This is a genomic window from Candidatus Roizmanbacteria bacterium, from assembly GCA_016700135.1.
In the GTDB taxonomy this organism is placed as follows: Bacteria; Patescibacteriota; Microgenomatia; order UBA1406; family GWC2-37-13; genus UBA1450.
This window is the reverse complement of record CP065004.1, coordinates 229,591-250,826: the sequence shown is the minus strand read 5'-3', so window position 1 is coordinate 250,826 and position 21,236 is coordinate 229,591. Positions and strand designations below refer to the sequence as shown.

The 21,236-nt window shown below is 42.7% G+C and carries 28 protein-coding genes, 2 tRNA genes and 1 pseudogene; 17 read left to right on the top strand and 14 right to left on the bottom strand.

The features are described 5' to 3' along the window. The first annotated feature begins 40 nt into the window (after window positions 1-40). The gene (locus IPM65_01435) at window positions 41-2,410 is read left to right on the top strand and encodes a hypothetical protein (protein QQS44242.1); all 2,370 of its coding nucleotides are present in this window, start codon (window positions 41-43) and stop codon (window positions 2,408-2,410) included. Here the strand turns inward: IPM65_01435 and IPM65_01430 are convergent. The 6 genes from IPM65_01430 to IPM65_01405 all read right to left on the bottom strand — a co-directional run bounded on the left by IPM65_01430 (window position 2,401) and on the right by IPM65_01405 (window position 6,079). Then, the gene (locus IPM65_01430) at window positions 2,401-3,186 is read right to left on the bottom strand and encodes a hypothetical protein (protein ID QQS44241.1); all 786 of its coding nucleotides are present in this window, start codon (window positions 3,184-3,186) and stop codon (window positions 2,401-2,403) included. The two genes, IPM65_01435 and IPM65_01430, sit on opposite strands and share 10 nt — an antisense overlap. 290 nt (window positions 3,187-3,476) lie before the next feature. After that, on the bottom strand, window positions 3,477-3,848 hold the full coding sequence (locus IPM65_01425) for a hypothetical protein (protein QQS44240.1): 372 nt from the start codon (window positions 3,846-3,848) through the stop codon (window positions 3,477-3,479). A 108-nt stretch (window positions 3,849-3,956) separates the two neighbouring features. Further along, the gene (locus IPM65_01420) at window positions 3,957-4,394 is read right to left on the bottom strand and encodes a hypothetical protein (GenBank protein ID QQS44239.1); all 438 of its coding nucleotides are present in this window, start codon (window positions 4,392-4,394) and stop codon (window positions 3,957-3,959) included. Between the two features lie 69 nt (window positions 4,395-4,463). After that, a tRNA-His gene (locus tag IPM65_01415) sits at window positions 4,464-4,539 on the bottom strand. A 63-nt stretch (window positions 4,540-4,602) separates the two neighbouring features. Then, window positions 4,603-5,472: a GTPase Era gene (era, locus tag IPM65_01410; protein QQS44238.1), complete on the bottom strand. Its 870-nt coding sequence runs from the start codon at window positions 5,470-5,472 to the stop codon at window positions 4,603-4,605. A 37-nt stretch (window positions 5,473-5,509) separates the two neighbouring features. Continuing rightward, window positions 5,510-6,079, bottom strand: a complete 570-nt coding sequence (locus IPM65_01405; GenBank protein ID QQS44237.1) for a hypothetical protein — start codon at window positions 6,077-6,079, stop codon at window positions 5,510-5,512. A gap of 129 nt (window positions 6,080-6,208) precedes the next feature. On the opposite strand from IPM65_01405, the gene IPM65_01400 reads away from it, so the two are divergent. Then, window positions 6,209-6,454 carry a GIY-YIG nuclease family protein gene (locus IPM65_01400; GenBank protein ID QQS44236.1) on the top strand — a complete coding sequence of 82 codons (246 nt, stop codon included), beginning with the start codon at window positions 6,209-6,211 and terminating at the stop codon, window positions 6,452-6,454. Window positions 6,455-6,462: 8 nt separating this feature from the next. Beyond that, window positions 6,463-6,533: transfer RNA gene (locus IPM65_01395), tRNA-Gln, on the top strand. Here the strand turns inward: IPM65_01395 and IPM65_01390 are convergent. Continuing rightward, on the bottom strand, window positions 6,534-7,058 hold the full coding sequence (locus IPM65_01390; protein QQS44235.1) for a hypothetical protein: 525 nt from the start codon (window positions 7,056-7,058) through the stop codon (window positions 6,534-6,536). A gap of 154 nt (window positions 7,059-7,212) precedes the next feature. Between IPM65_01390 and IPM65_01385 the strand changes: the two genes are divergently transcribed. Both IPM65_01385 and IPM65_01380 read left to right on the top strand, forming a co-directional pair. Further along, the gene (locus tag IPM65_01385; GenBank protein QQS44234.1) at window positions 7,213-7,737 is read left to right on the top strand and encodes a hypothetical protein; all 525 of its coding nucleotides are present in this window, start codon (window positions 7,213-7,215) and stop codon (window positions 7,735-7,737) included. Window positions 7,738-8,192: 455 nt separating this feature from the next. Further along, window positions 8,193-8,375, top strand: coding sequence for a hypothetical protein (locus IPM65_01380; GenBank protein QQS44233.1), 183 nt, complete (start codon window positions 8,193-8,195; stop codon window positions 8,373-8,375). Between the two features lie 84 nt (window positions 8,376-8,459). On the opposite strand, the gene IPM65_01375 is transcribed toward IPM65_01380, so the two are convergent. Next, the gene (locus IPM65_01375) at window positions 8,460-8,738 is read right to left on the bottom strand and encodes a hypothetical protein (protein ID QQS44708.1); all 279 of its coding nucleotides are present in this window, start codon (window positions 8,736-8,738) and stop codon (window positions 8,460-8,462) included. Window positions 8,739-9,008: 270 nt separating this feature from the next. Then, window positions 9,009-9,344 (bottom strand): PadR family transcriptional regulator, encoded by a 336-nt coding sequence (locus IPM65_01370; GenBank protein QQS44232.1) that lies wholly within the window; start codon window positions 9,342-9,344, stop codon window positions 9,009-9,011. An 85-nt stretch (window positions 9,345-9,429) separates the two neighbouring features. Here IPM65_01370 and IPM65_01365 point away from each other — a divergent pair, with 85 nt between their 5' ends. Next, window positions 9,430-9,783: a DUF4180 domain-containing protein gene (locus IPM65_01365; protein QQS44231.1), complete on the top strand. Its 354-nt coding sequence runs from the start codon at window positions 9,430-9,432 to the stop codon at window positions 9,781-9,783. A gap of 106 nt (window positions 9,784-9,889) precedes the next feature. After that, on the top strand, window positions 9,890-11,053 hold the full coding sequence (locus IPM65_01360; GenBank protein ID QQS44230.1) for an MFS transporter: 1,164 nt from the start codon (window positions 9,890-9,892) through the stop codon (window positions 11,051-11,053). Between the two features lie 29 nt (window positions 11,054-11,082). Here IPM65_01360 and IPM65_01355 read toward each other — a convergent pair whose 3' ends face one another. Then, entirely contained in the window at window positions 11,083-11,991 is a 909-nt protein-coding gene (locus IPM65_01355) for a cation transporter (GenBank protein QQS44229.1), read from the bottom strand. A gap of 117 nt (window positions 11,992-12,108) precedes the next feature. Between IPM65_01355 and IPM65_01350 the strand changes: the two genes are divergently transcribed. The 8 genes from IPM65_01350 to IPM65_01315 all read left to right on the top strand — a co-directional run bounded on the left by IPM65_01350 (window position 12,109) and on the right by IPM65_01315 (window position 18,084). Then, the gene (locus tag IPM65_01350) at window positions 12,109-13,275 is read left to right on the top strand and encodes a HAMP domain-containing histidine kinase (protein ID QQS44228.1); all 1,167 of its coding nucleotides are present in this window, start codon (window positions 12,109-12,111) and stop codon (window positions 13,273-13,275) included. A gap of 80 nt (window positions 13,276-13,355) precedes the next feature. After that, on the top strand, window positions 13,356-14,471 hold the full coding sequence (locus tag IPM65_01345) for a PQQ-dependent sugar dehydrogenase (GenBank protein QQS44227.1): 1,116 nt from the start codon (window positions 13,356-13,358) through the stop codon (window positions 14,469-14,471). A gap of 96 nt (window positions 14,472-14,567) precedes the next feature. Then, complete coding sequence (locus tag IPM65_01340) at window positions 14,568-14,852, top strand: hypothetical protein (GenBank protein ID QQS44226.1); 285 nt, start codon at window positions 14,568-14,570, stop codon at window positions 14,850-14,852. After that, window positions 14,779-15,585, top strand: a complete 807-nt coding sequence (locus tag IPM65_01335; GenBank protein ID QQS44225.1) for a hypothetical protein — start codon at window positions 14,779-14,781, stop codon at window positions 15,583-15,585. The genes IPM65_01340 and IPM65_01335 overlap by 74 nt, the downstream gene beginning before the upstream one ends. Beyond that, complete coding sequence (locus IPM65_01330; protein ID QQS44224.1) at window positions 15,576-16,265, top strand: hypothetical protein; 690 nt, start codon at window positions 15,576-15,578, stop codon at window positions 16,263-16,265. Before IPM65_01335 ends, IPM65_01330 begins: the two co-directional genes overlap by 10 nt. Next, entirely contained in the window at window positions 16,265-17,593 is a 1,329-nt protein-coding gene (locus IPM65_01325; GenBank protein QQS44223.1) for a hypothetical protein, read from the top strand. Before IPM65_01330 ends, IPM65_01325 begins: the two co-directional genes overlap by 1 nt. A 100-nt stretch (window positions 17,594-17,693) precedes the next feature. Further along, window positions 17,694-17,945 (top strand): hypothetical protein, encoded by a 252-nt coding sequence (locus IPM65_01320; GenBank protein ID QQS44707.1) that lies wholly within the window; start codon window positions 17,694-17,696, stop codon window positions 17,943-17,945. Between the two features lie 28 nt (window positions 17,946-17,973). Further along, the gene (locus IPM65_01315; protein ID QQS44222.1) at window positions 17,974-18,084 is read left to right on the top strand and encodes a hypothetical protein; all 111 of its coding nucleotides are present in this window, start codon (window positions 17,974-17,976) and stop codon (window positions 18,082-18,084) included. A gap of 159 nt (window positions 18,085-18,243) precedes the next feature. On the opposite strand, the gene IPM65_01310 is transcribed toward IPM65_01315, so the two are convergent. The 4 genes and pseudogenes from IPM65_01310 to IPM65_01295 form a co-directional block, all read right to left on the bottom strand. Beyond that, complete coding sequence (locus IPM65_01310) at window positions 18,244-18,396, bottom strand: hypothetical protein (GenBank protein QQS44221.1); 153 nt, start codon at window positions 18,394-18,396, stop codon at window positions 18,244-18,246. 80 nt (window positions 18,397-18,476) lie between these two features. After that, the gene (locus tag IPM65_01305) at window positions 18,477-18,725 is read right to left on the bottom strand and encodes a hypothetical protein (protein QQS44220.1); all 249 of its coding nucleotides are present in this window, start codon (window positions 18,723-18,725) and stop codon (window positions 18,477-18,479) included. Window positions 18,726-18,959: 234 nt separating this feature from the next. Continuing rightward, window positions 18,960-19,766, bottom strand: coding sequence for a HAMP domain-containing histidine kinase (locus IPM65_01300; protein QQS44219.1), 807 nt, complete (start codon window positions 19,764-19,766; stop codon window positions 18,960-18,962). 51 nt (window positions 19,767-19,817) lie between these two features. Further along, window positions 19,818-20,491 (bottom strand): annotated as a pseudogene (locus IPM65_01295) (response regulator transcription factor). 76 nt (window positions 20,492-20,567) lie between these two features. Between IPM65_01295 and IPM65_01290 the strand changes: the two are divergent. Continuing rightward, on the top strand, window positions 20,568-20,891 hold the full coding sequence (locus IPM65_01290; protein ID QQS44218.1) for a PD-(D/E)XK nuclease family protein: 324 nt from the start codon (window positions 20,568-20,570) through the stop codon (window positions 20,889-20,891). 28 nt (window positions 20,892-20,919) lie between these two features. Beyond that, window positions 20,920-21,231, top strand: a complete 312-nt coding sequence (locus IPM65_01285) for a PD-(D/E)XK nuclease family protein (GenBank protein ID QQS44706.1) — start codon at window positions 20,920-20,922, stop codon at window positions 21,229-21,231. Window positions 21,232-21,236: the final 5 nt, after the last annotated feature.

Below are 21,236 nucleotides of genomic sequence, written 5' to 3'. Positions count from 1 at the left end.
TATGAGGTACAATATGCCATCGTTATAGTACGTATTTTCTATGTCACAAAATAATCCGGAAAACAGACAAGGCCTTAGTCGAAGACAATTTTTAACAGCAGCCGGCTTAGGTGCAGGAGGTCTCTATCTTTGGGCAAATGGAGTACCGGGAGATCAGGTATTTGCCAGTGGTTTAGCTCAAGGCGCAAACGGTACCATTCCGCCTGTTCCCCCTTTAGAAAATCCGGTTTATTTACCATGGGTTACAAAAAACGGTAGACCCGGAGATCTGGAAATAATCCCACCAGTTGAGGCTGTTCATGACTTCTCAATGGCTGCGGAAAGTTTATACCCTTTTTTGTGTCCGACACCGCGTCGAAGACTTTTTTCCAGTCAGAGAGCTCAAGTTGTCGGAGTGCGCAACTGGGATAATACCGGTGGTATTCCGAAAGTTGCAGTTGCAAGTGCTATGCAGGGAGAAGTTCAGTCTGCTCAAGCGGTAGAGGTACTCAATGCAGCAACCGCAGTGGGGGCGAATAAACCGCATTATTATCTGGATTCGGAAGGCAAGGTACAGGAAGTTTTGCCTGAGGAGATAGTAGTAAACGGTAAAAAAAAGGTGATGCGAAAAGTCGCAGGGATGCCGGGAGGATGTGAAATTACCTCGATGCAGTTTACCATGTATCCGCAGGAAACCGAATTTCCTGCCGGTTTTTCATTCTTCATCAGAACTGCTGACGGAGAAATGACTGAAATTCCGCTTCGTGAATTTTTCAAAAATCAGACCGCAATATCAGCTCCAAGGCCGTATATTGATCCGCCTGAAAATGCTCAGGATGCACAATCCTTTATTGCGAATATACCTTTTATTTCATCTCAAGGGATGGAAATATTTTTATCCGACAATTTTTTTACGGATAACAGACATTTTTGGTACAACTTTCAAATGTCTGAGCGGAGTGTTTCTGAAATCGAAGCAGTCACGACATCCAGTGAACTATTCAGCACGTTGAGTAACCTTGCAGAACAAGCGCGTCACAATCAGGACTATTCTCAGCTGTTTGCAGATATGTTGGAAGCGCACAAAGGTGTTGAAGAAGTCGGGAAACATACTGAAAAGAAAGACCGGAATGGCAAATTTGTTCAGACGGTTGAAGCTGGCAGAACTGCTTCCTCATTTGGTTGTATCGTTGAGGGAGGAGAAGAATATCAGCTTGGAGCAAGTACGGTAGTTCTGGAATTTGATGACGGTGAAGTACAGGAATTTCCGGCCGCAGATTTTTTCATGATGGAATCAGGCCGGATCAATCATGCCAATGTCTATTTTCAGACTGCAGCGTACGGTAATTCCTCAAAGAGATTTTTTAGCTTAAATGTCCCAATGGCCGGTGTGAGAAAAGTGGAGCTTCGCGCCCCTGACAATTTCAAGTACTCCTCCCAGATGACCACAGTAAACACTGATGCACTTCCGGAATACCTCAAAGACAAGCGGATTCATTTCGATGTGGATACCTACAAAACATCAGGTGGTGGGGATGATATGAAACTCAGTTCACCCATGATGGATACGGTTTGCTCTACAGTTCATCTGGATGGGATTCGAAAACGTCAGGAATGGCCATATTACTACATGGAGCAGGGACAATCCTATTACAGAAAAGTCCGCCAGTCTGACGGCACTATCCGCTACATGCAGGACGGCAGCTGGTCAGGGGGAGAAGATCCTTGGGGAGCTTTTTATAGTGGCTATCATCCCATAAACGGTGGGCTGATCAAGCTTGAAGAACAGTATCTGGGCATGGACATGTTCAGAAATAGCGGGACATACTGGCTCGGTCTTCCATTTGAGCAACATATGCTCGGTGTGATCCCCGATACAGGACAGGACAATCATTTCCTTGAACTTAATTTATTCTCAGGAAGAAAACGGTACGAAGGTCTTGAAGGAAAAATTGTCAAAATGGGATATAGAGGCAACCGCCCGCTTGCGGAGCATGCTCCTTCTGAATTTGCCGGAGATCATTATTTGGCATATGAAATTGATGAAAATATGAAAGCCGGTGTCGGCGGGCCGGTATATGCTGATATCGCGCACAAAGCACTGATTATTGAACGTTCTTTGGTCACTCGTGAATATCCCGGGAATGAGCATAAACCTGTTTCTGTACCCTCATTCTGGCGTTCTGTTCAAGCAGTTGTTGAGTACTATCGCTATATCAAAGATACACCTCATGCTCAAAACGGAGAAGTTGCAGATCTTATCTATCGTGACTTTATGGCAAACAGTCGCCCTGTTCTTCGAATCACGAATTACGGTGAGTCAGGATATGATCATACCGAGATTATGAATTTTTTCCAGCAGGAAAATGAACAGGCTGCCCTACAGGTTTTTCTTGATGCCTTTTTGCAAAAATTAGGAATTCATTCGTGAAGATACGGCAAGTAAGTTGTTCCTACCGTCAGTCCTTTTGAACCATTGATAACCAAATTCGGTTCTCTTCCGTTTCCGATTATTGTACGGATATTCTGTTGGGCAAGGTTCAATGCTACATTATGTTTTGAAGCCATACCTCCTGTACCGGTCTTGGATGTTCCGTTAAACTCAATTCTTGGTAGCGGATACTGCAAATCAATTGCAGATATAAGTTGCCCCTGATTGTCGAGGACTCCTGAAACGTCCGTAAGAAGATACACGGTATCACAGCCGGTTTCAAGAGCTACCTGTCCCGCCAGAACATCATTATCTCCTGAGATCTGCATCCACTGGCGCATTTCAAAGTCTGATACCGCATCATTTGCGTTGATAATCGGTACCTGATGAGGCTGCATCTGCCTGAGAAGTTGGTGTGCCTGTCTGAGAGTCTGATCGGTGACGAGAATTTGTGCAGGCACGAGATTCCGTGAAGAAAGTCCCTGAGCCCAGTAGCTCATGAGTAAAGGCTGCCCAATTGCCGCTGCAATCTGTCGGTGTGCAAGATTGCCGGCATCATAATCCTGGACAAAAGATCTTCCGCATGCGACGGCTCCGGAGCTTACAACATAAATATCAAGACCTTCGTTTTTGAGTACAGAAATCTGTGAGGCGATATTCTCAATAAATTCTTTGTCCGGGCTCTCCAGTCCTCCCGTAATGGTGCTGCTTCCGATTTTCACAACAACACGTTTTGAGATAAATCGTTCCCGTTCGGCGGATCGTAATTGTTCCATAAAAAAACCTCGTCACTACCCACCATGCAGGTGAGCAAGGACGAGGTTTCTAATTATCGTGTTACCACCTTGCTTTCCCCAGAATATTGCTATTCTGAGCTCCCTTCCCGGCTCCATCGAATGACACCGGGTGCTTTGTTTTCAGCCTGTGGCTGTTCGTCTTATAGTCGATACGGTAAAGCTTCCGTCATGCTTGTAGTCGCATGCAGCTTGTCCGGCGGGAGACCGGACTCAAACGCTTTGTATGACTATTATATGTATGGCGGATTGTCTTGTCAATGATTTCGATATCATTTTTTAGGATATTTACGGGTAAGCTGTGCCAGTTCTTTATCCGCATTCTTCGGGTCAATTTTCTTTAGAATAAGATCCAGCTTCTCCTCTTTTCGATCGTCTCCTTCTTTTGATTGAGGGGAACCGACAAAATACAAAAATGAAAGACCGGCCACTTGCCAGATCAACTGCAGAAATTCTGATTGCCAGTTCTCAAGAGTATCACGTGAGACTTCGATTAGATAATCGCTTACCTCCACCGGTTTTCTTTCACTACTCTGTTCGTTTACATATGCATTCCATGCAAATAACCAATGACCGGTTATACTGATAAGGAAAAGAAATAGGGTAACCCACAGATAACTATATTTGGTTATTGGTGATTGCATAATGTAAAAATAATGTGACTATGATCCAGAAGAATAATAAGCCGCGATTTTTATAAAGAAGTAAATCTTAAGTAAGAGAAGTGAGAGAAGAAGTTTTATTGATACATGTTACTTTTTTCTTTCCGCCATTTCTTTGATGCGTTCCATTGCTTTTGGATAATTGACTTTGAAATACGTTTCCAGATCAGGAGGAACATCAAATGAAACGGTTAGATTCGTAATGCCGTCTTTTTCGTCAAGTGTATAGCACTCTTTACCTCCGGTCCATTCTTTTTCACGCTCCCGTTTCCCTTTTTCCTGTGTATCCGCACTGTGTCTGAGCAATAAATACTCTCCGATGACAACCTTTTCAACCAAACTTGTGACGCCATATCCGTTTTCGGATGATATAAACTGAATTTCGTTACCTTCTTTCATGTCTCCCTTCATGTATGTCCCGGGATCAATGAGGTCTGCCCATAAGCGAAACGTTTTATCCTGCCACAGGGTCTCCCAAACCTTTTCTTTCGGAGCGTGTATCTGTATTGAAAACTGCAGTTCATTCATAGTGTAATTGTAACCCAGGATGGAAGTCCGGTAGTCCCGAAGTGAAAACATGGGGAACAGTCGGAAACGTGGGGTGACTGACGGGGATCGAACCCGCGACAACCTGCTCCACAGGCAGGTGCTCTACCAACTGAGCTACAGCCACCAGTAAACGTAGTCGTAATTATATCAAAAATACCCTGAGGAAGATACTACAAAGCTCTATCTCTTAGGAAGAATACAATACTTCCTGCCAATGGGGATCGGTTTCGACAGTCAGATCAAGATAGACTTTTTTGGATGTAGCCAGTGCGATTTCCTTCCGGGCATAGCTTCCGAGGTCCTTGATTTTCCGTGCTCCCTTTCCTATGATCATTTTTTTATGCCGTTCATTTGTGGTCAAGATACGGGCTTTGATGTAAAGCATTCCGTTATCACGTTCTTTGATGTCATCGACAATTGCCGTAGTAGAATAGGGTATTTCTTCACCCATCATCAAAAATACTTTTTCCCGGATAAGCTCTCCTATGAAAGCTTTACTGTCCATATTGAGAAGCGGATACACCCGTTCCTCGGAAAGGAGCGGTTGATCTCCCGCTTCCGGCAGATGATTGTAAATCAATTCAAGAAGCTGGTCAAAGTTATGGCTTTTCAGAGCGGAAATATGCACTACTTCAGCAAATTCTTCTTCAAGAAATTTGTACTGAGGAAGATATTTTTGTCTTTCATCTGACTTATTGATGACCAGTATGACCGGGGCTTTCATTTTGCGGGCAATTCCCAGCACTTTTGCCTCTTCAAAGTCGCGGCGTCTTGTGGGATCAACAAAATAAAGGACGACATCAGCCTCTTTGTTGATTGCGCCATATGTCTGTTCGTTTATTTTTTTGGCCATGGTATCTTTTGCTTTGTCAAAAATACCCGGCGTATCGGTAAATATGATTTTACCCCGTTCATCCTCAAACAATCCCTGGATAGGGAATCGTGTGGTTTGCGGCTTCGGTGATGTAATTGCCACCTTTTGTCCGATGATGTTATTTACAAATGTTGATTTTCCTACATTTGGTCTCCCCAAAAGGAGTACGATGCCTTCTTTCATAGCCCAATTCTATCATAAATTTTCAAATTACGGCATTTTAACGCTCAATATCGGGGAAAGGAGGAATAGGCATCAATGAAGAAAAATAGTCGATATTGCTGATCATTGTATTTTCGTCAAACGGGACACCAAGTCGTGTCAGATTATCAAGAATACCGTCAAGTACCATGAGCTGGCCTTCGTAAGTGTATTCCCGACAAGCAGCGCGGCGGATCGGATCAAATGTTCCGGTTACTGCAAGAAGCGGTCTTCTGATTATTGCTGTCGGACCGTATATGTTTTCGATATCAATTCGGTGAGGTTTAGCAAGAAAGCCCGCAAATTCACCGCTCAGGACGAGGATCGTAGTTTCTCCGTATGCAATAGATTTTCGAATTCCTGTTGCTTTGTATCCGCTTGAAAAATGGGAAGACGTGACAGCAAGCAAATCCGGTTTGTAGCGATTTTCAACTGTTTGAAGTTCTTTCAAATAGGCAACCCAAAGAGATTCAGCTAGCGTACATACCGGATCTTTGAAAACACCGGTTCTTTCAGTTCGTGCAATAGTATCAACAAAATCAAGGCCAAGATCCTCGCGTGTACCGTATAAAATTTCATTGCTGTTCATGCCTAATCGCATATTATAGCCGTTTTGCTCGTCAATTGAGGGAGTTTTTGGTAAAATAGAGCATCTCCATGGGGGATCGTCCGCCTGCATCGCTAGGCGAAGCATTGCGGGCAGGTCTAATGGTAGAATATGTTTTATTACACATACGTACTAGAGAGTACCATTAACGGTACATTGTACATCGGTTGGACAACGGACCTTGTACATAGAATAGAAGAACATAATAATAAAAATGTTACTTCTACGAAGAGGTATGTTCCGTGGGTAGTGGTGTACTATGAAGCATGTAGGTCGAAAAAAGGAGCGATTGAACGAGAGAAGCAGTTAAAGACAGGATTTGGAAGAGCTTATCTTAAAAGAAGACTAAGTAAATAACTACGCAATGGGGGATCGTCTAATGGTAGGACAACAGACTTTGGATCTGTTTATCATGGTTCGAATCCATGTCCCCCAGCTAAATCAGCTTATAATATTTTCTTTTCAGCTTCTTTGCTCTGGCTGTAACTGATGGCGAGCTATGCTTGATTGCATCTATCAAAATCTTTTCAACATTCTCCTTCAAAGCTTCATCAGATTGAGCAATATGACACATAGCTTCAAGTGACATTACCTTAACAATATTACTTTTGGTGGTTTGATAATAATCGTTTAATATCTCATACACTACGACAGCTTCGTTATCTTCTAATTTTAATAATCCAAGCATTTGTGCGATATGCCACTGAACTTCTTGTTGTGTTGCTTCCTTGGATATTTCAACCAGCTTACTTTTGTATGGTTTAAGTAATTCAGGTTTTTGAGCAGTCACTTTTTCTAAAGCATCTGCAGCCCTCATTCTTACCGCTGGATTTGAATCAGATAGTCCTTCAAAAAGTTCATGAAATAATGAATTATCATTGAGTACTTCTTCGACAACTTCTTGCGATCTACCAATCGTTCTCATGTCGCCTTGTGCTAGTTTTTGTATTATTTTATTCATTTTTTTTCAATAAAATAGTAAAATTCATCTAAATGATATCATTTCAGATTTCTATTTTATACTCTGGTGAATTGGTTGAAAAAGTACATTTGAATTGATGAAATATGTTCTAATAGCGTCCACCAGTGACAACTTAACTAGTTACTATAAATATATGAAAACTACAATCTGTTTTTCCTGTACTGCAAGAGTTCCGGACATAAAAGGGCCGACTCACCCCTACATACTCTCCCTTTCGGGTTGCTGGAAATTATATGGTGAAATACTTGCAAAAGACTACTTGGCAGAATACTTCGATCCGCTTATTCATCGAATTGTTGTTGATTCTTATGCTGTCACGCATCCAGGGGATGAGAATAATAGAAAAGCAGTTCGATCAGTTAATATTCATCTTATCAGTCTTTACTATATTTTTGAAAAAGGATTTAAAGACAAAATTCTTCGAGATATTATCAAGAGAGCCGCAGAAAATAAAGAAATTGATAAACACTATCACTGGATTACTCCCCCTAGCTTCAAAGAAACCCTCAATGTGACAGATGTTTTAAAAGCAAATAATCCGTCTGAACATAAAAAATTAGTCCAGGATTGGGGCTCCTCTGTTTGGAAAAAATGGAAAACTGATCATATTCATACCATAGAATATGTAGCAGGTTTAGTTGAAGAAGTGATAAAATAGGTTCTAATAGCGTCTATTAGTGACAGCCAGTGAATTTCTTCGGTTAGTTCTTCATGAATCCCATAATATTGAATTTACAGCTTGTTACTGTTACAATGTCGTACTGTGATTCATGCCTTAGAGAAAAGCTCTTTATGGCTCGATGAATTACGGCAAACTGTTGTTTTGATGTAGATATAAAAACTTATAGAGTTTTTGCTACGAAAAACAGCGATGCACATTTTAAACTTGCTGGATTCTACACTTTCGTTCAAGTGAAGATAAAGTCAGGTCAGTAGATAATTTATATCTATTGATCCGGCTTTATCTTTGCTTTGAGAGCACGGAATGCTCTCATCTCCACGTTGAGAGGGCGAAAGCAAAGTCGTGCAGTATCTATCGTATGAAAGGAATACAAGATGGCACGCGGACCGAAGGTTAGGACAAGCGAACTTCAGAAGGGTAAAACCTACCTGTTGTCGCACGGATTTGGGCACACAGTCGAAATCACGTATACCGGTACGGCCATGGGCAGCTTTTGGGGTATCCCCATCCCGTGGGTGACGGTGTACACCTTCTCTGAGAACGGAGGTACGGTTCGTAAGATTGAATCCCAGCAGCTCGAGCAGAACGTCTACCACAAAGTAGACGATGCCTAGATACGTCGGAGATCGCCCTCTCCGCATTGTGCGTCACAAGCTGGAGCGGTAATCCTTACCGCTCCAGCGACACTCAAAAGAAAGTTAACTTCCAAGTGTCGTAAATATCCCTACCGCAAGCTCCGCCCACATATAGAAAACAGCTAGTACAAACACAATTCCTGCTATGATCCGGTTCTTAGTACTTCTGATTTTTCTTGCAGTCATCACAAACAGACTTCCCATTCCCATGAGAAGGGCTCCGATGACAATGAAGTCGAATAATCCCCAGTCGACTTCAGAACTGTACTGCATCCCGATCAATGGAATAAGCAATATTCCTAATGTGCCGAGTGCAATCCAGCCGAAAATTTTGTTTTGCATAAGAATGCTTGTTGATTTTGTTTTCATAGATTTTTTTCCTTTCTGTTTTTGTAAATGCTGAGTAATCAAACTGATAACTGCATCACTCATCGTCCGTGTCCAAAAACTGATAATTCCCTGTGTGCCGTTTTGTTCGTAAGAATCTTTCAGAGTTTCAGAAAATACAAACTGCATCTCCTTTCCGAATTCTTCGCGGTATTGGCGGGGATAAAGTTTGAGAATGAACTTATAAATACGTTCCGATCTCAGTATTGTGTTAGAATCCATACATTAAATGGCCAACTGAACAAGCCCGAGATTTTTGAATATGTCTTTCCTTTTTGCAAGCTCCACGGCATCGTTGTATCGTTGTAGTTCAAAAGACAATGACTGTCTGCCTTTTTCGGTTAGTGCATAATATTTGCGTCTGGCATTGTCACCGGGGACTTCGTGAATAAGTTCGGATTCAAGCATACGCTTGATTGATCCGTATAGCGTTCCGGGACCGAGAAGAACTTTTTTTCCTGAATCTTTTTCTACCTGCTTCATAATTTCGTATCCGTGCCGGTTTTTTATGGCAAGAGAAAGCAGTATATAAAACTCAGATTGTGATAATGACTGATGCATAAAAGTATTATATATCGACAGTCGATATATTGTCAAGCGATATATTGATTTTTGCTTTTACAGCAATATTTGTTATTATCAGAGTATGGAACTCAAAAGAATCGCGGCAGGCGAGCATGAAATTGTCCAAGTCATATCGGATGATATACTCATCAGAAATGAACAGGATGCGCTGGATCTTATGGCAAATGCCGGGGCTCAATATATTGTTTTGTCTGACTCCAATTTTGAAAGGGATTTCTTCGATCTCAGTACAAGGAAACTGGGATCAATTCTTCAAAAATTCACGACATACTTCGTAAAGCTTGCCGTAATCGGAGATTTTGAAGCTTATCCCAGCAAAATACTGAAAGAGTTCATTTATGAAAGTAACAAACGGGGGGAGTATCTTTTTGTAAAGTCATTGGAGGACGCTGTAAAAAGATGGTGTGAGTCATAATACCAGCAACATCTGGCATACTACTTGTAACTATCTTGAGACAGTATAAATACTGTCATTATGTTGAAGAAAGATACAATGTAATAACTCCTGCTATAATTATCGTATGTCTCTTCAGAACAATATAAAACTATTGAAGTGGTTTAATTTCTTTACCGATCTCAGGCTGTATGCACCGATCGCTATCATCTATTTTGCCCAGGTCACCGGCTCGTATGCTCTCGGGATGAGTATTTTCTCCATCACAATGGTATCATCGGCGCTTTTTGAAGTCCCGACCGGTGTGCTCTCCGATTTTGTCGGAAGAAGGAAAACAATCATTTTCGGAGCGGCAGCAGCGGTCCTGTATTCAGTGTTTTATGCTGTCGGTCAATCATTCTGGATACTTGTGATCGGCGCGGTTCTTGAAGGATTGTCACGGTCATTTTACAGCGGGAACAACGATGCACTTTTGCATGATACATTGTCGCAGGAGGGCAGAGAGGATGAATATGATCAGTATGTAGGGCAGCTGGATTCAATGTTTCAGATAGCACTGGGAATATCAGCCGTGGTCGGTGGAATTATTGCTGTTTGGTCATTTCCGCTGGTAATGTGGCTTTCTGTCCTTTCACAGTTAGCATGTCTTTTGATAGCCTTTCGTATTATCGATCCTGAGGTGCAAACGGAAGAAACCGGGAATATCTATGAGCATATCGGAGAAGCGGCCCGTATATTTGTAAAAAATTATAAACTCAGGTTGCTGAGCATTACTTCAGTTCTTTCATTCGGATTCGGAGAAGCTTCGTACTTATTTCAGGCCGCGTTTTACAATACGCTTTGGCCGGTATGGGCGATCGGAATAGCAAAAACTTTTTCAAATATCGGAGCTACGGCCAGTTTCTGGTATAGCGGGAAGATTATTAAAAAATTCGGAGCACCGAAACTCCTGTTTGTGACAGATCTTTATTCACGCCTTGTCAATATTATTGCTGTGGCTTTTCCTTCCGTTCTTTCTCCCGTACTCATGTCTTCGACATCACTTACGTACGGTGTGGCATCGGTATCTGAAAACTCACTCATGCAAAAAGAATTTACCCAAAAGCAGCGGGCAACGATGGGCTCTTTGAACTCATTTGTCGGCAGTATTTTTTTCGGAATAATTGCATATCTTCTCGGTGCTTTTGCCGATGTCTTTTCACCGGCACATGCACTTTTGGTTTTGCATCTTGTCCGCATCCCGACGATAGGATTGTACTTGCTTCTTTTCAAAAATCGAGAGAATAGATAAACTGAAGGTGAGTTATAAAAGACCAGGTGTTACTGCACTCTATCAAGAGAAATATCTTCGTGTGATTTCGGATCTTCAATCGGCTCCAGATGAGTAAATACTGTAATTCCAGGAAGAGAGTTCCGCAGATCTTTTTCTATCTCTTCAAGAAGATCATGGCCTTTCTGGACTGACCAGGTTCCGGGGACGAGGATATGGACGGACATGAATTTCCGTGTCGCCGATTGGCGGCTTCGGAGTCCGTGAAATGATATCCCGTTAGTTTCGTGATATTTTTTTAAAATTTGTTTAATTTTCCGCATTTCATCTTCAGGCAGTGATACATCAAGAAGACCCATCATTGACTGTCTCAGGATATAGTATCCCGTCCTGATAATATTTGCCGCGACTACAAGTGCGACAATCGGATCAATAATTTGGATATCAGTCACCCAGACCAGAGCGACTCCGGCCACGACTCCGATTGACGTCCAGACATCGGTCATGAGATGATGTCCGTCAGCAACGAGTGTAATGGATTTGTATTTGTTTCCTACCCGTAACAGTGTGAGAGCCACGACAAGATTGATTAATGTAGAGATTGCCGAAATCCCGATTCCGATTGTTGCCTGCTGGATAGGTTGAGGGTTATAAAGGCGTTCTACTGCGCTGTACCCGATTGTAACGGCCGCTATCACAATGAGGGTTCCTTCAAATATGCTGGAAAAATACTCGGCTTTTGTGTGTCCGTAAAGATGATCTTTATCCGCAGGCTTTTCCGCCAGTTTGAGCATAAAAAGCGCAAACACGGCAGCGACCAGATTGATAATTGATTCGAGCGCATCAGAAAGCAGTCCGACGGAACCCGTGACAAAGTACGCAAGTGATTTCAAACTGATAGTAACTACGGCGGCTGCAATCGACAACCAGATAAAACGGGAAAGTGACTGACTGTTCATGGTATTTCAATAGTGTACCTTATTTTTTGGCAGGATAAAGACAATACACATCGGTTAATGATATAAAATTGTTTTCTCTGAAAGGCTCCTATATAATTGATACGCTCTAATATTATGATGGCTTCACATTACCTCACAACCTTACGAAACTACTTCTCGACGGCAGACGGGAAGTATGTAAAAGAGAAAATCTTGCAGTTCGGAGGGACCGTATCCGGCAGTCTTTTCATAGTTGCAGTAACTCTTTTCGTCAGACGATATATGGATATTGATCCGTTTCTGCTCCTGAGTATTCCCGTCATATTGAGCGGCTGGTTCGGGACTACAAGAATCGGTTTGGTAGCTCTTGCCGTATGTACCACAGGATATGTCTATTTCTTTCTTCCGTCATTTCAGCTTCCGTTTCAGCAGTATATAGGGACGGCAGTCAATGTCGCCTTATTCATGTGGGTTAATTATTTAGTTATCTTTCTCCTGAACAAGGCAAAGCGTACAGATGAAGTATCAGAATACAAGAAAAGACATAATATATTTCTTGATCTTATCCGCGATGAGAAAGAGAGAAATCAACTTGCTAAGGCCGAGATAAAGGCACGTGATGAGTTTTTATCCATTGCCAGTCACGAATTGAAAACTCCTTTGACTCTATCACTTCTGCAGATTCAGAGAGCGCTTCATAATATCAGAAACGTGTCACTAGCCAATTTTTCCGTTCAAAAGCTCATGGACATGCTTGAAAGTGTCGAACAGCAGACCGACCGGCTTTCAAAAATGATTTCTGATTTATCAAATGTTTCTTTGATTACGACAGGAAGAATGAAATTGGAACCGACAGAGATTGATCTTGCCGTGATTGTCAAAGAAGCGGTCGAGCATGTCAAAATTTCGATGCGCAAACCCGACCATCCGATCACCACCGACATAAAAGGATCATGCGTCGGCATTTATGATAAAGTCCGCATAGAGCAGGTGATTACCAATCTGCTCACGAATGCGATCAAATACGGAGACAACAAACCGATTGATGTAAAGATCGAGAAAAAGTCAGATCGGTACAATATTATTGTGCAGGACCGGGGTTTGGGTATTCCCAAGAATATGCAAAGTAAGATCTTCGGGCGATTTGAACGCGGAAACGGTCACGGGAACATCAAAGGGTTGGGTGTCGGACTGTATATTACACACCAGATCATTGCCGCGCATGAAGGGAAGATACACCTGAAAAGCAAACCGGGTAAAGGCTCCACTTTCATCGTTGAACTTCCGGTCAAACCGGTAAAATGATTTCTTCATCACAGGGCTTTTGTACTGCAAGTTTCATAATCATTACACAATTTTGATAATTGCTTTTTATACTTCATTTTATGAATAAAAGCTGGATCATTCTTGTGGCTGTCACGCTGATCTTTTCAGGAATATATCTTTATCTGGACAGAAAACCCAGGTCACCCGCCACATCCCCTGCAAGCCGGATTGCTGAAAGCTCACCGCGCAAACAATCAGTCGTAGCAGAAAATCTCGATACTCCATGGGAGATTGTATTTCTTCCCGACAAGAGCATGCTTGTCACAGAAAGAAAAGGAACAGTACGATATATTGATCCTTCAGGACAATTATCATCGCAGCCGATCTTGGAAATTACCGATGCCCGGGAGATTGGTGAAGGCGGTCTTATGGGAATGGCTCTTCATCCGGATTTTGAGAAAAATGGTTACGTTTATTTGTACTATACCTATTCAGGTGATGAGAACGGTACAAAAAACAGAGTCGTCAGAATGACATATGACAATACCGCACTTTCAGATGAGGAAACCATTATTGATAATATTCCCGGAGCGCAAAATCATAACGGAGGTCGGATTGCATTCGGACCTGACGGGTATCTGTATATCACGACCGGTGATGCTCAGAACCCTTCACTTGCCCAGAATACTGATTCTTTAGCAGGCAAAATCCTTCGGGTTACCGAAACTGGGGCACCGGCTCCCGGGAATCCATTTGAAAATTTGGTATATTCGTACGGTCACCGCAACCCTCAGGGTTTGGCATGGGACGCACGAGGTCAGCTTTGGTCGACAGAGCACGGGAGATCTGGTATTCAGTCCGGGTTTGATGAAGTCAACCTGATCCGGGCAGGAGGAAATTACGGTTGGCCCGATATACAAGGGACGGAAACGAGAGGTGAGATGATTGCACCGGTTATTAATTCAGGTTCCTCAGACACCTGGGCACCCGCCGGTGCCGCAATCGTTCAGGATACACTTTACTTTGTCGGTCTCCGCGGGAGATCTCTCTACGAAGTATCCATTCAGGGCGAGTCACTTGGTGAGTTAAGTCAGCTTCTGAATGATGAGTACGGAAGGCTTCGTGTTGCCGCACTCGGCCCGGATAATTATTTGTATATTGCGACAAGTAATAAGGACGGTCGGGGGAATCCTGGAGAGACAGATGACCGGATCATAAAAATTCCTTTGAAATAGTCTTTTTTTAGGGTTTTAGTACTTTCCAAATTTTCATATTGTAAAAGAATTTTTATCATTGTATGATGAAGGTATACCTTGTATTTTCACACGGCCATGACTTCTCTTGATGCAATAAAACTTAAATTACGAAAATTTTTTGTTACATCTCTTGTTTCTCCCGACGACATTCCGCTTCGTATATTTCAAAAAGATAAAAAACTGATTTATCAATACAAGAAGAAGAAAACCGGGGAAATCTGGGCTTCCTCAAGTGAAGACGGTTTCAACTTCAACTTGACCGGACATGCTGAAAAAGAAGAACGTGATGAGAATTTACCTCTTGCTGTCGCCATACCCGGAAGGAAAAAAAACAAAAAAGAAAGCAGTATATTTCGGTGACAGAAGTATTGGAATAGCCTATTTTGATGACAAAACAGGGTGGCAGCCTCAGGAAAAGCCTCTTATTATTTCGGCAAAACCGCTCGAACTTTCCAATGTATTTGAGAGGCCTGACGGCAACCTTGTTTTGTTTTTCAGTAAGCAGATACAGGACGGACAGCAGCATTATGAAGCATATCTTGCCCTTTTTGATAAAGACAATCCGGAAGAGCTGATCTGGGAACTTGAAGAACCGATCTGGGAACAAAAAAAATCTGGAAAGGAAGGCTCGTTATTCCCCTTAGGATCGGTTATTCTTGATGACAAAATCGTCAGCTACTGGTTTGTGAACAATGAAGTCATTTATGCCGTATCTCACACTGGATTTCTCTACGATCCTCAGAAAATCCGGAAATATAAACTGAACAAGCATATTGCTAATCCCATTATTGCTCCGAATGAAGACAATTCGTGGGAATCCTTTACGACATTCAATCCCGCAGCCTTGTATGCGGGCGGAAAAGTTCACATTCTGTACAGAGCTCAGGGATATGACTATGTTTCTGCCGTCGGATATGCATCTTCTGCAGACGGGGTAGCGATTGACCGGAGATCTCCTGTCCCCGTCTTTGCACCTCAGGAAGATTTTGAAAAAATGACAGCGGGGATGCAAATTATGACTTCATGTCTGGAGGAAGTTACGGCGGTTGTGAAGATCCGCGGGTCACCCAGATTGGGGATCGTGTGTATATGACGTATGTGGCTTTTGACGGCTGGTCTCCGCCGCGTCTTGCACTGACATCCATACATATCAACGATTTCTTGAATGAAAGATGGAACTGGGAGAAACCGGTTCTTATCTCAAAACCGGGAGTCGTAGATAAAAGCGGATGTCTTCTGCCTGAAAAAATAAACGGGAAATATGTGATCTTCCATCGTGTTTTTCCGAACATACAGATTGATTTTGTCGATGATTTGAACTTTGACGGACAAACAAATTTCCTGAAAGGGGAACATGAGATAAAGGTCCGGCCCGACAAGTGGGATAGCCGGAAGATCGGTGCCGGGGCGCCGCCTTTGAAGACAAAAGACGGCTGGCTGCTGATTTACTATGGTGTTGATGACCGCGATGACAGTAAATACCTCATCGGAGCAATGCTTCTGGATCTTGATGATCCGACAAAAGTACTGTACAGGACAGATCATCCGATTGTCGAGCCGATGGAGCACTATGAAAATGTCGGTTTCAAACCGGGCATTGTGTATCCATGCGGTGCAGTCATCATCAAAGATACTCTTTTCGTGTACTACGGCGGCGCGGATTCACATGTGTGTGTCGCAACTGCCGTTGTAGATGAGTTCCTGAATCAACTGAAATCAAATGAAACCCCTCAGCTTCACTCCTTTGAAATTCATGAGGTACTCTATCAATAATGCTAACAAGACATAAAGATAATCCTATTCTTAAACCAAATCCAGACAATCCCTGGGAGTCATATGCCGCTTTTAACGGGAGTGTGATCCGTCACGGAGATGAGTATGTGATGTTTTATCGTGCAATGGGGGAGGAGCAAATTCATAAAGGGAAGAAATTGAGACTCTCCGTAATCGGAAAAGCAGTAAGCCGTGACGGCATTCATTTTGACAAGCGGGAACTGTTTATCCAGCCGTATCATCAGTGGGAGATGTTCGGTTGTGAGGATCCCCGGGTAGTGAAGATAGACGGGAAATATCTGATTTTTTATACGGCTTTAGGGAATTGGCCACCCAATGCACAGGGGATTCACGTTGCGGTTGCAATCTCTGATGATCTTGAGACGATTACCGAGAAACATCTGGTAACACCGTTTAATGCGAAAGCTATGGTGATGTTCCCGGAAAAGATTAACGGCAAATACACAGTGCTTGTCACGGCAAACAGCGACCTGCCGCCTTCACAGATCGGAATAGCTCAGTTCGAAGAACTCTCAACACTTTGGGATCAAGCCTTCTGGAAGAAGTGGTGCGACAATCTTCATGATCATGTTGTCAATCTAAGAAGGATAAATAGTGATCAGGTTGAGATCGGAGCAACGCCTTTGAAAACAGATAAAGGATGGGTTCTTGTTTACTCGTATATCAAACATTATCTGAGCCAGAATGTTGAAAAAGAATTCCGCATTGAAGCCGCACTTCTTGATCTGGAAAACCCGAAGCATTTGGTAGGTCGAATCGAGAAATCACTGCTTACTCCGCAGGAAGGTTATGAAAAGACAGGGCAGATACAGGATGTCGTTTTTCCGGAGGGTGCTCTTATTGTTGATGATGAAATACGGGTTTATTATGGTGCAGCTGACAGCTACTGCGCAGTTGCAACAGGTAATCTGCAGGAGTTCATGTCCCGGTTTGAGATCAATGCTCCGGCCACACTTAAATGCGATAAATTTATCTACAATCCAATCTTGAAGGCAATCCCCGAGCATCCGTGGGAGAGCAAAGCCGTATACAATCCGGCGGCAATTGAAATAGATGATATTGTTTATATAGTCTACAGAACAATGTCTGAGGACAACCAGTCATATATCGGTCTGGCTGTCAGTGCGGACGGATATCATATCGATGAGCGTTTGACCGGACAGATTTATCCGTTGAGATCGGAATATGAGCTTCCGAGAGAAAAGGGTATGATGGCAGGAGCTGAGGATCCCAGAATCACACAAATCGATGATACGCTCTATATGTTGTACACGGCGTTTGACGGTTTGTTGCCGCGCTTGCAATGACCTCAATTCCTGTCACGGAATTCCTTGCCCGCAACTGGGATGCATGGGCATATCCCAAAATAATATCTCCACCTGAGGTGCGTGATAAAGACGGTATTTTATTTCCCGAAAAGTAGACGGCAGATACATCTTTATTCACCGTATTGAACCAGATATCATTATCGCTGAAATGGAAAACCTTGATTTTGAGAACGGAGCATTTCTTGGCTCAATAGGGAAGATAACTCCCCAGCAGGGGACATGGGATGCCGTAAAAATCGGGGTAAACGGCCCTCCAGTCAAGACAGAAGAAGGCTGGATTATTTTCTATCACGGCATAAGTGCAATCGACCGGCATTATCGCTGGGTGTGATACTGCTTGATCTGCATGATGTCACAAAGTGCTCGGCAGAGCACCATATCCGATTCTTGAACCAGAGTATGTCTATGAACGTGAAGGGATTGTCAACAATGTTGTATTCCCTTGCGGTCAGATCGTAAAGGAGATATGATACATTTGTATTACGGAGGGGCTGACAAAGTGGTTTGCGGAGCGTCAGTCAGGATATCTGAGCTTTTGGACTACTTGAAACGAAGCAGGGAAAGAAGTATTTACAATAAAATAACTCCTTAAGCGTCCTTAAGGAGTTATTCAAGTTTCGGGAATTCCTTTATTTATTCCATCCGCCGTGCATTCCCATTCCCTTTCCTTGACCGCCCTGAGGGCCCATCAAATATTGTAGGTCGATACCGTTTGATTCTCCCCATGCCTGCATTTCTTCACGTCTTGTCTCCATGAATTCTCTTCGTTCTTCGCGGGACATATTTTGTACCTGCTCCGTTCTGTTTCACGCTGAGCCTGCATTTCTTCATGTTTTTGAGTATCAGATTTTCTGATCTTCAGTCAGCTTTCCTTCAGCCACAGCCTGGTTGAGACGCTCAGTAAATTGAGCCTGCATTTCCTGCCGATGTTCATTTCTGATTTCGTCGAATGCTGTTTGGACTTTGCCTCATCGATTCCCAGCTTTTGAGCAAGTTCCTGAGCCATATTTCCCTGATTATTTTGGTTGACTTGAGCATAAGCTGCAGTTCCGAAGAAAGCGGCTCCTGTGATCAGCAATACTGCTACCGGAAGTATAATTTTTTTTTCCATGTATGTTTCACCTCCTTTCATATCATTACTATACGAAGTCAATCTGAAAAAGAGCTTAAAGAAGATTAGACAGTTGTGATAGGGAACCGGATGGAAATGACTGTTCCTTTTTCGGCTCAGAAGAAGCGGAAATTTGACCTTTGTGAATCTCGACAATTTTTGGCAATAGATAATCCAAGACCGTAACCGTTTCCGTTTAATTTTGTCCGTGCCCGGTCAGACCGGTAAAATCGTTCAAAAATATGCGGAAGATCTTTTATCAATACCCATCCCATAGTCCTGAATCTCAATCGTTCCGGCCGAAAATACATTTGTTGTTTTGATATCAATCACAGACTTTTCAGAACTGTATTTAATAGCATTATCCAGAATGATAACCACCAGATCAACGATCGAATCCCGGTTTCCCTTCATAGTAAATGAATCTCCTGCGTGTTTAATTGCAATATGTTTCGATTTAGCAAGGTAGGATACCTTTTTCGTAGCTTCATTTACAACGGTTTCTATTGAAATTATGTCGTCAATACAGACGGATTCGGTTTTCAAAGTTCGAGAGTCTGAGGAGTGCATCAGAAAGAGATTGAAGCTTATCAATTTCGGCAATACTGTCCTGTATGATTTTTTGAGCTTCTGTAATAGTTTTCTTTTTGCTGCGTAAAAAACCTCAAAGGCTGTTTTAAGCGAAGTAAGCGGAGTTTTGATTTCATGCGAGGCATCACTTATGAAACGCTTCTGCTCATCGGTCATTTCCTTGATCGGAAGAAGTGTCTGACCGGCGAGCAAGTACCCGAGCACACCGGAAATGACAAAAATTGAGCTATTCAGGACAATTAAAGCATAGAGAACGCGATCTTTGGACTCTTCAACCAATTCAGGATCTTCCATCATTGCACGTAATCGCTGTTGTCCGGGCGGCAAGGGAATAAACCTTCCTTCTTCAAGCTGTTCCTGGATCCGCGTGCGGTGCATACGGTCAAATCGGGTAATTTCAAGTGTCAGGACACGGTATATGATGCCGCTAAAAAGGATGCTTACGGACATAATAATGAGGAGATACCATGCCGTTAGTTTGAATCGTGCTGAACGGAACATTTAAGTATGATCTGTAATTTTGTATCCGAATCCCCGTATCGTTTCGATAATCTCCCGTTTCTTCGGAAACGGTTTTCAATTTTATTCCGCAGATTTCTGACGGTGACTTCGACGGTGTTGGGGAGGACGTCGGACTCAAAACTCCACACATTTGCAATAATTTGATCTTTTGAAAGTACTCTGTTTTTGTTTCTCAAAAATACTCAAGTAATGTATATTCACGGTGTGAGAGTTGAATTTCCGTTTTTCCCCGTTTTGTTTGCTGAGAAACGGTATCAAGAGTCACATCCTCAACCTGCAAAACCGTTCCTACGGCATTTTTGGGCGTCTTGTCAAAGCACGGACCCGTGCAACCAGTTCTTCGAATGAGAAGGGCTTTGAAAGATAGTCATCAGCCCCGCAGTTCAACCCCTCCACTTTGTCATTAATCTGACTTTTCGCAGTCAGCATGAGAATCGGAGTATGATTTTCGTGCTGTCTTAACTCAGTGCAGATTTCCATACCGTCTTTTCTGGGAGCATGCGATCGAGGATAATGGAGTCATACTCTTCCGTTGAAGCAAGATCGTATCCTGTTGCCCTTCATATGCTACATCGACTGCAAAATGTTCCTGTTCAAGACCTTTTTATAGAATCTGCAATGCGGCGTTCATCTTCGATGACGAGTAGTTTCATACGTATATACCTCTTATTATAAGTGAGAAGCTGAAAATCAGCTTAAAAGAATGCTGTGTTTTTGTATAATGGTTTCATGACAAACGATCCGTATTCTGCAGTATGGGTATCTCATACCTCAATCAATGACTTTCTTCAGTGCTCACGTGCCTATTATCTCAAACACGTGTATCAGGATCCTAAAACGGGACATAAAATAAAGATTATGTCTGCTCCTTTGGCATTGGGACAGGCTGTACATGAAGTTATCGAATCACTGTCTGTGCTTCCCGTAGAGCAGAGGTTCAGTACCCTTCTCATGGACCGGTTTGAGGAGGCTTGGAACAATGTGACCGGTAAGCGCGGCGGTTTTTTAGTGCCGATACGGAAGATATTTATAAAAGAAAAGGTCGGGAAATGATTGCCCGCGTGACGAAAAATCCGGGCCGATTGCCAGAAAAGCAGTCAAAATTAAAGAAGATTTACCACATTATTGGCTTTCCGAAGAGGACAATATCATTCTTTGCGGAAAAATCGACTGGCTGGAGTACCTGCCGGAAACGGACAGTGTCCACATCATTGATTTCAAAACCAGTAAATATGATGAAGACGGTGATTCATTGCAGCTTCCCATTTACTATCTTCTTGTCACCAACACCCAGAAGCGTGAGGTTTCAAAAGCAAGCTACTGGTACCTGGAACGGAATGATGATCTTACCGAAAAGGAATTACCCGATGAAAAACATCATTTGAACGGGTGATTGAT

Excerpts from the sequence above, each read along its gene's own strand:
- IPM65_01405 (QQS44237.1), bottom strand. The coding sequence starts at position 6,079 with ATGAACAGCAATGAAATTTTATACGGTACACGCGAGGATCTTGGCCTT.
- IPM65_01430 (QQS44241.1), bottom strand. The coding sequence starts at position 3,186 with ATGGAACAATTACGATCCGCCGAACGGGAACGATTTATCTCAAAACGT.
- IPM65_01335 (QQS44225.1), top strand. The coding sequence starts at position 14,779 with ATGAGAATTTACCTCTTGCTGTCGCCATACCCGGAAGGAAAAAAAACA.
- IPM65_01385 (QQS44234.1), top strand. The coding sequence starts at position 7,213 with ATGAAAACTACAATCTGTTTTTCCTGTACTGCAAGAGTTCCGGACATA.
- IPM65_01365 (QQS44231.1), top strand. The coding sequence starts at position 9,430 with ATGGAACTCAAAAGAATCGCGGCAGGCGAGCATGAAATTGTCCAAGTC.
- IPM65_01375 (QQS44708.1), bottom strand. The coding sequence starts at position 8,738 with ATGCAAAACAAAATTTTCGGCTGGATTGCACTCGGCACATTAGGAATA.
- IPM65_01425 (QQS44240.1), bottom strand. The coding sequence starts at position 3,848 with ATGCAATCACCAATAACCAAATATAGTTATCTGTGGGTTACCCTATTT.
- IPM65_01370 (QQS44232.1), bottom strand. The coding sequence starts at position 9,344 with ATGCATCAGTCATTATCACAATCTGAGTTTTATATACTGCTTTCTCTT.
- IPM65_01400 (QQS44236.1), top strand. The coding sequence starts at position 6,209 with ATGTTTTATTACACATACGTACTAGAGAGTACCATTAACGGTACATTG.
- IPM65_01420 (QQS44239.1), bottom strand. The coding sequence starts at position 4,394 with ATGAATGAACTGCAGTTTTCAATACAGATACACGCTCCGAAAGAAAAG.
- IPM65_01325 (QQS44223.1), top strand. The coding sequence starts at position 16,265 with ATGCTAACAAGACATAAAGATAATCCTATTCTTAAACCAAATCCAGAC.
- IPM65_01355 (QQS44229.1), bottom strand. The coding sequence starts at position 11,991 with ATGAACAGTCAGTCACTTTCCCGTTTTATCTGGTTGTCGATTGCAGCC.
- IPM65_01350 (QQS44228.1), top strand. The coding sequence starts at position 12,109 with ATGGCTTCACATTACCTCACAACCTTACGAAACTACTTCTCGACGGCA.
- IPM65_01345 (QQS44227.1), top strand. The coding sequence starts at position 13,356 with ATGAATAAAAGCTGGATCATTCTTGTGGCTGTCACGCTGATCTTTTCA.
- IPM65_01360 (QQS44230.1), top strand. The coding sequence starts at position 9,890 with ATGTCTCTTCAGAACAATATAAAACTATTGAAGTGGTTTAATTTCTTT.
- IPM65_01305 (QQS44220.1), bottom strand. The coding sequence starts at position 18,725 with ATGGAAAAAAAAATTATACTTCCGGTAGCAGTATTGCTGATCACAGGA.
- IPM65_01390 (QQS44235.1), bottom strand. The coding sequence starts at position 7,058 with ATGAATAAAATAATACAAAAACTAGCACAAGGCGACATGAGAACGATT.
- IPM65_01300 (QQS44219.1), bottom strand. The coding sequence starts at position 19,766 with ATGTCCGTAAGCATCCTTTTTAGCGGCATCATATACCGTGTCCTGACA.
- era (QQS44238.1), bottom strand. The coding sequence starts at position 5,472 with ATGAAAGAAGGCATCGTACTCCTTTTGGGGAGACCAAATGTAGGAAAA.
- IPM65_01435 (QQS44242.1), top strand. The coding sequence starts at position 41 with ATGTCACAAAATAATCCGGAAAACAGACAAGGCCTTAGTCGAAGACAA.
- IPM65_01290 (QQS44218.1), top strand. The coding sequence starts at position 20,568 with ATGACAAACGATCCGTATTCTGCAGTATGGGTATCTCATACCTCAATC.
- IPM65_01340 (QQS44226.1), top strand. The coding sequence starts at position 14,568 with ATGACTTCTCTTGATGCAATAAAACTTAAATTACGAAAATTTTTTGTT.
- IPM65_01310 (QQS44221.1), bottom strand. The coding sequence starts at position 18,396 with ATGTCCCGCGAAGAACGAAGAGAATTCATGGAGACAAGACGTGAAGAA.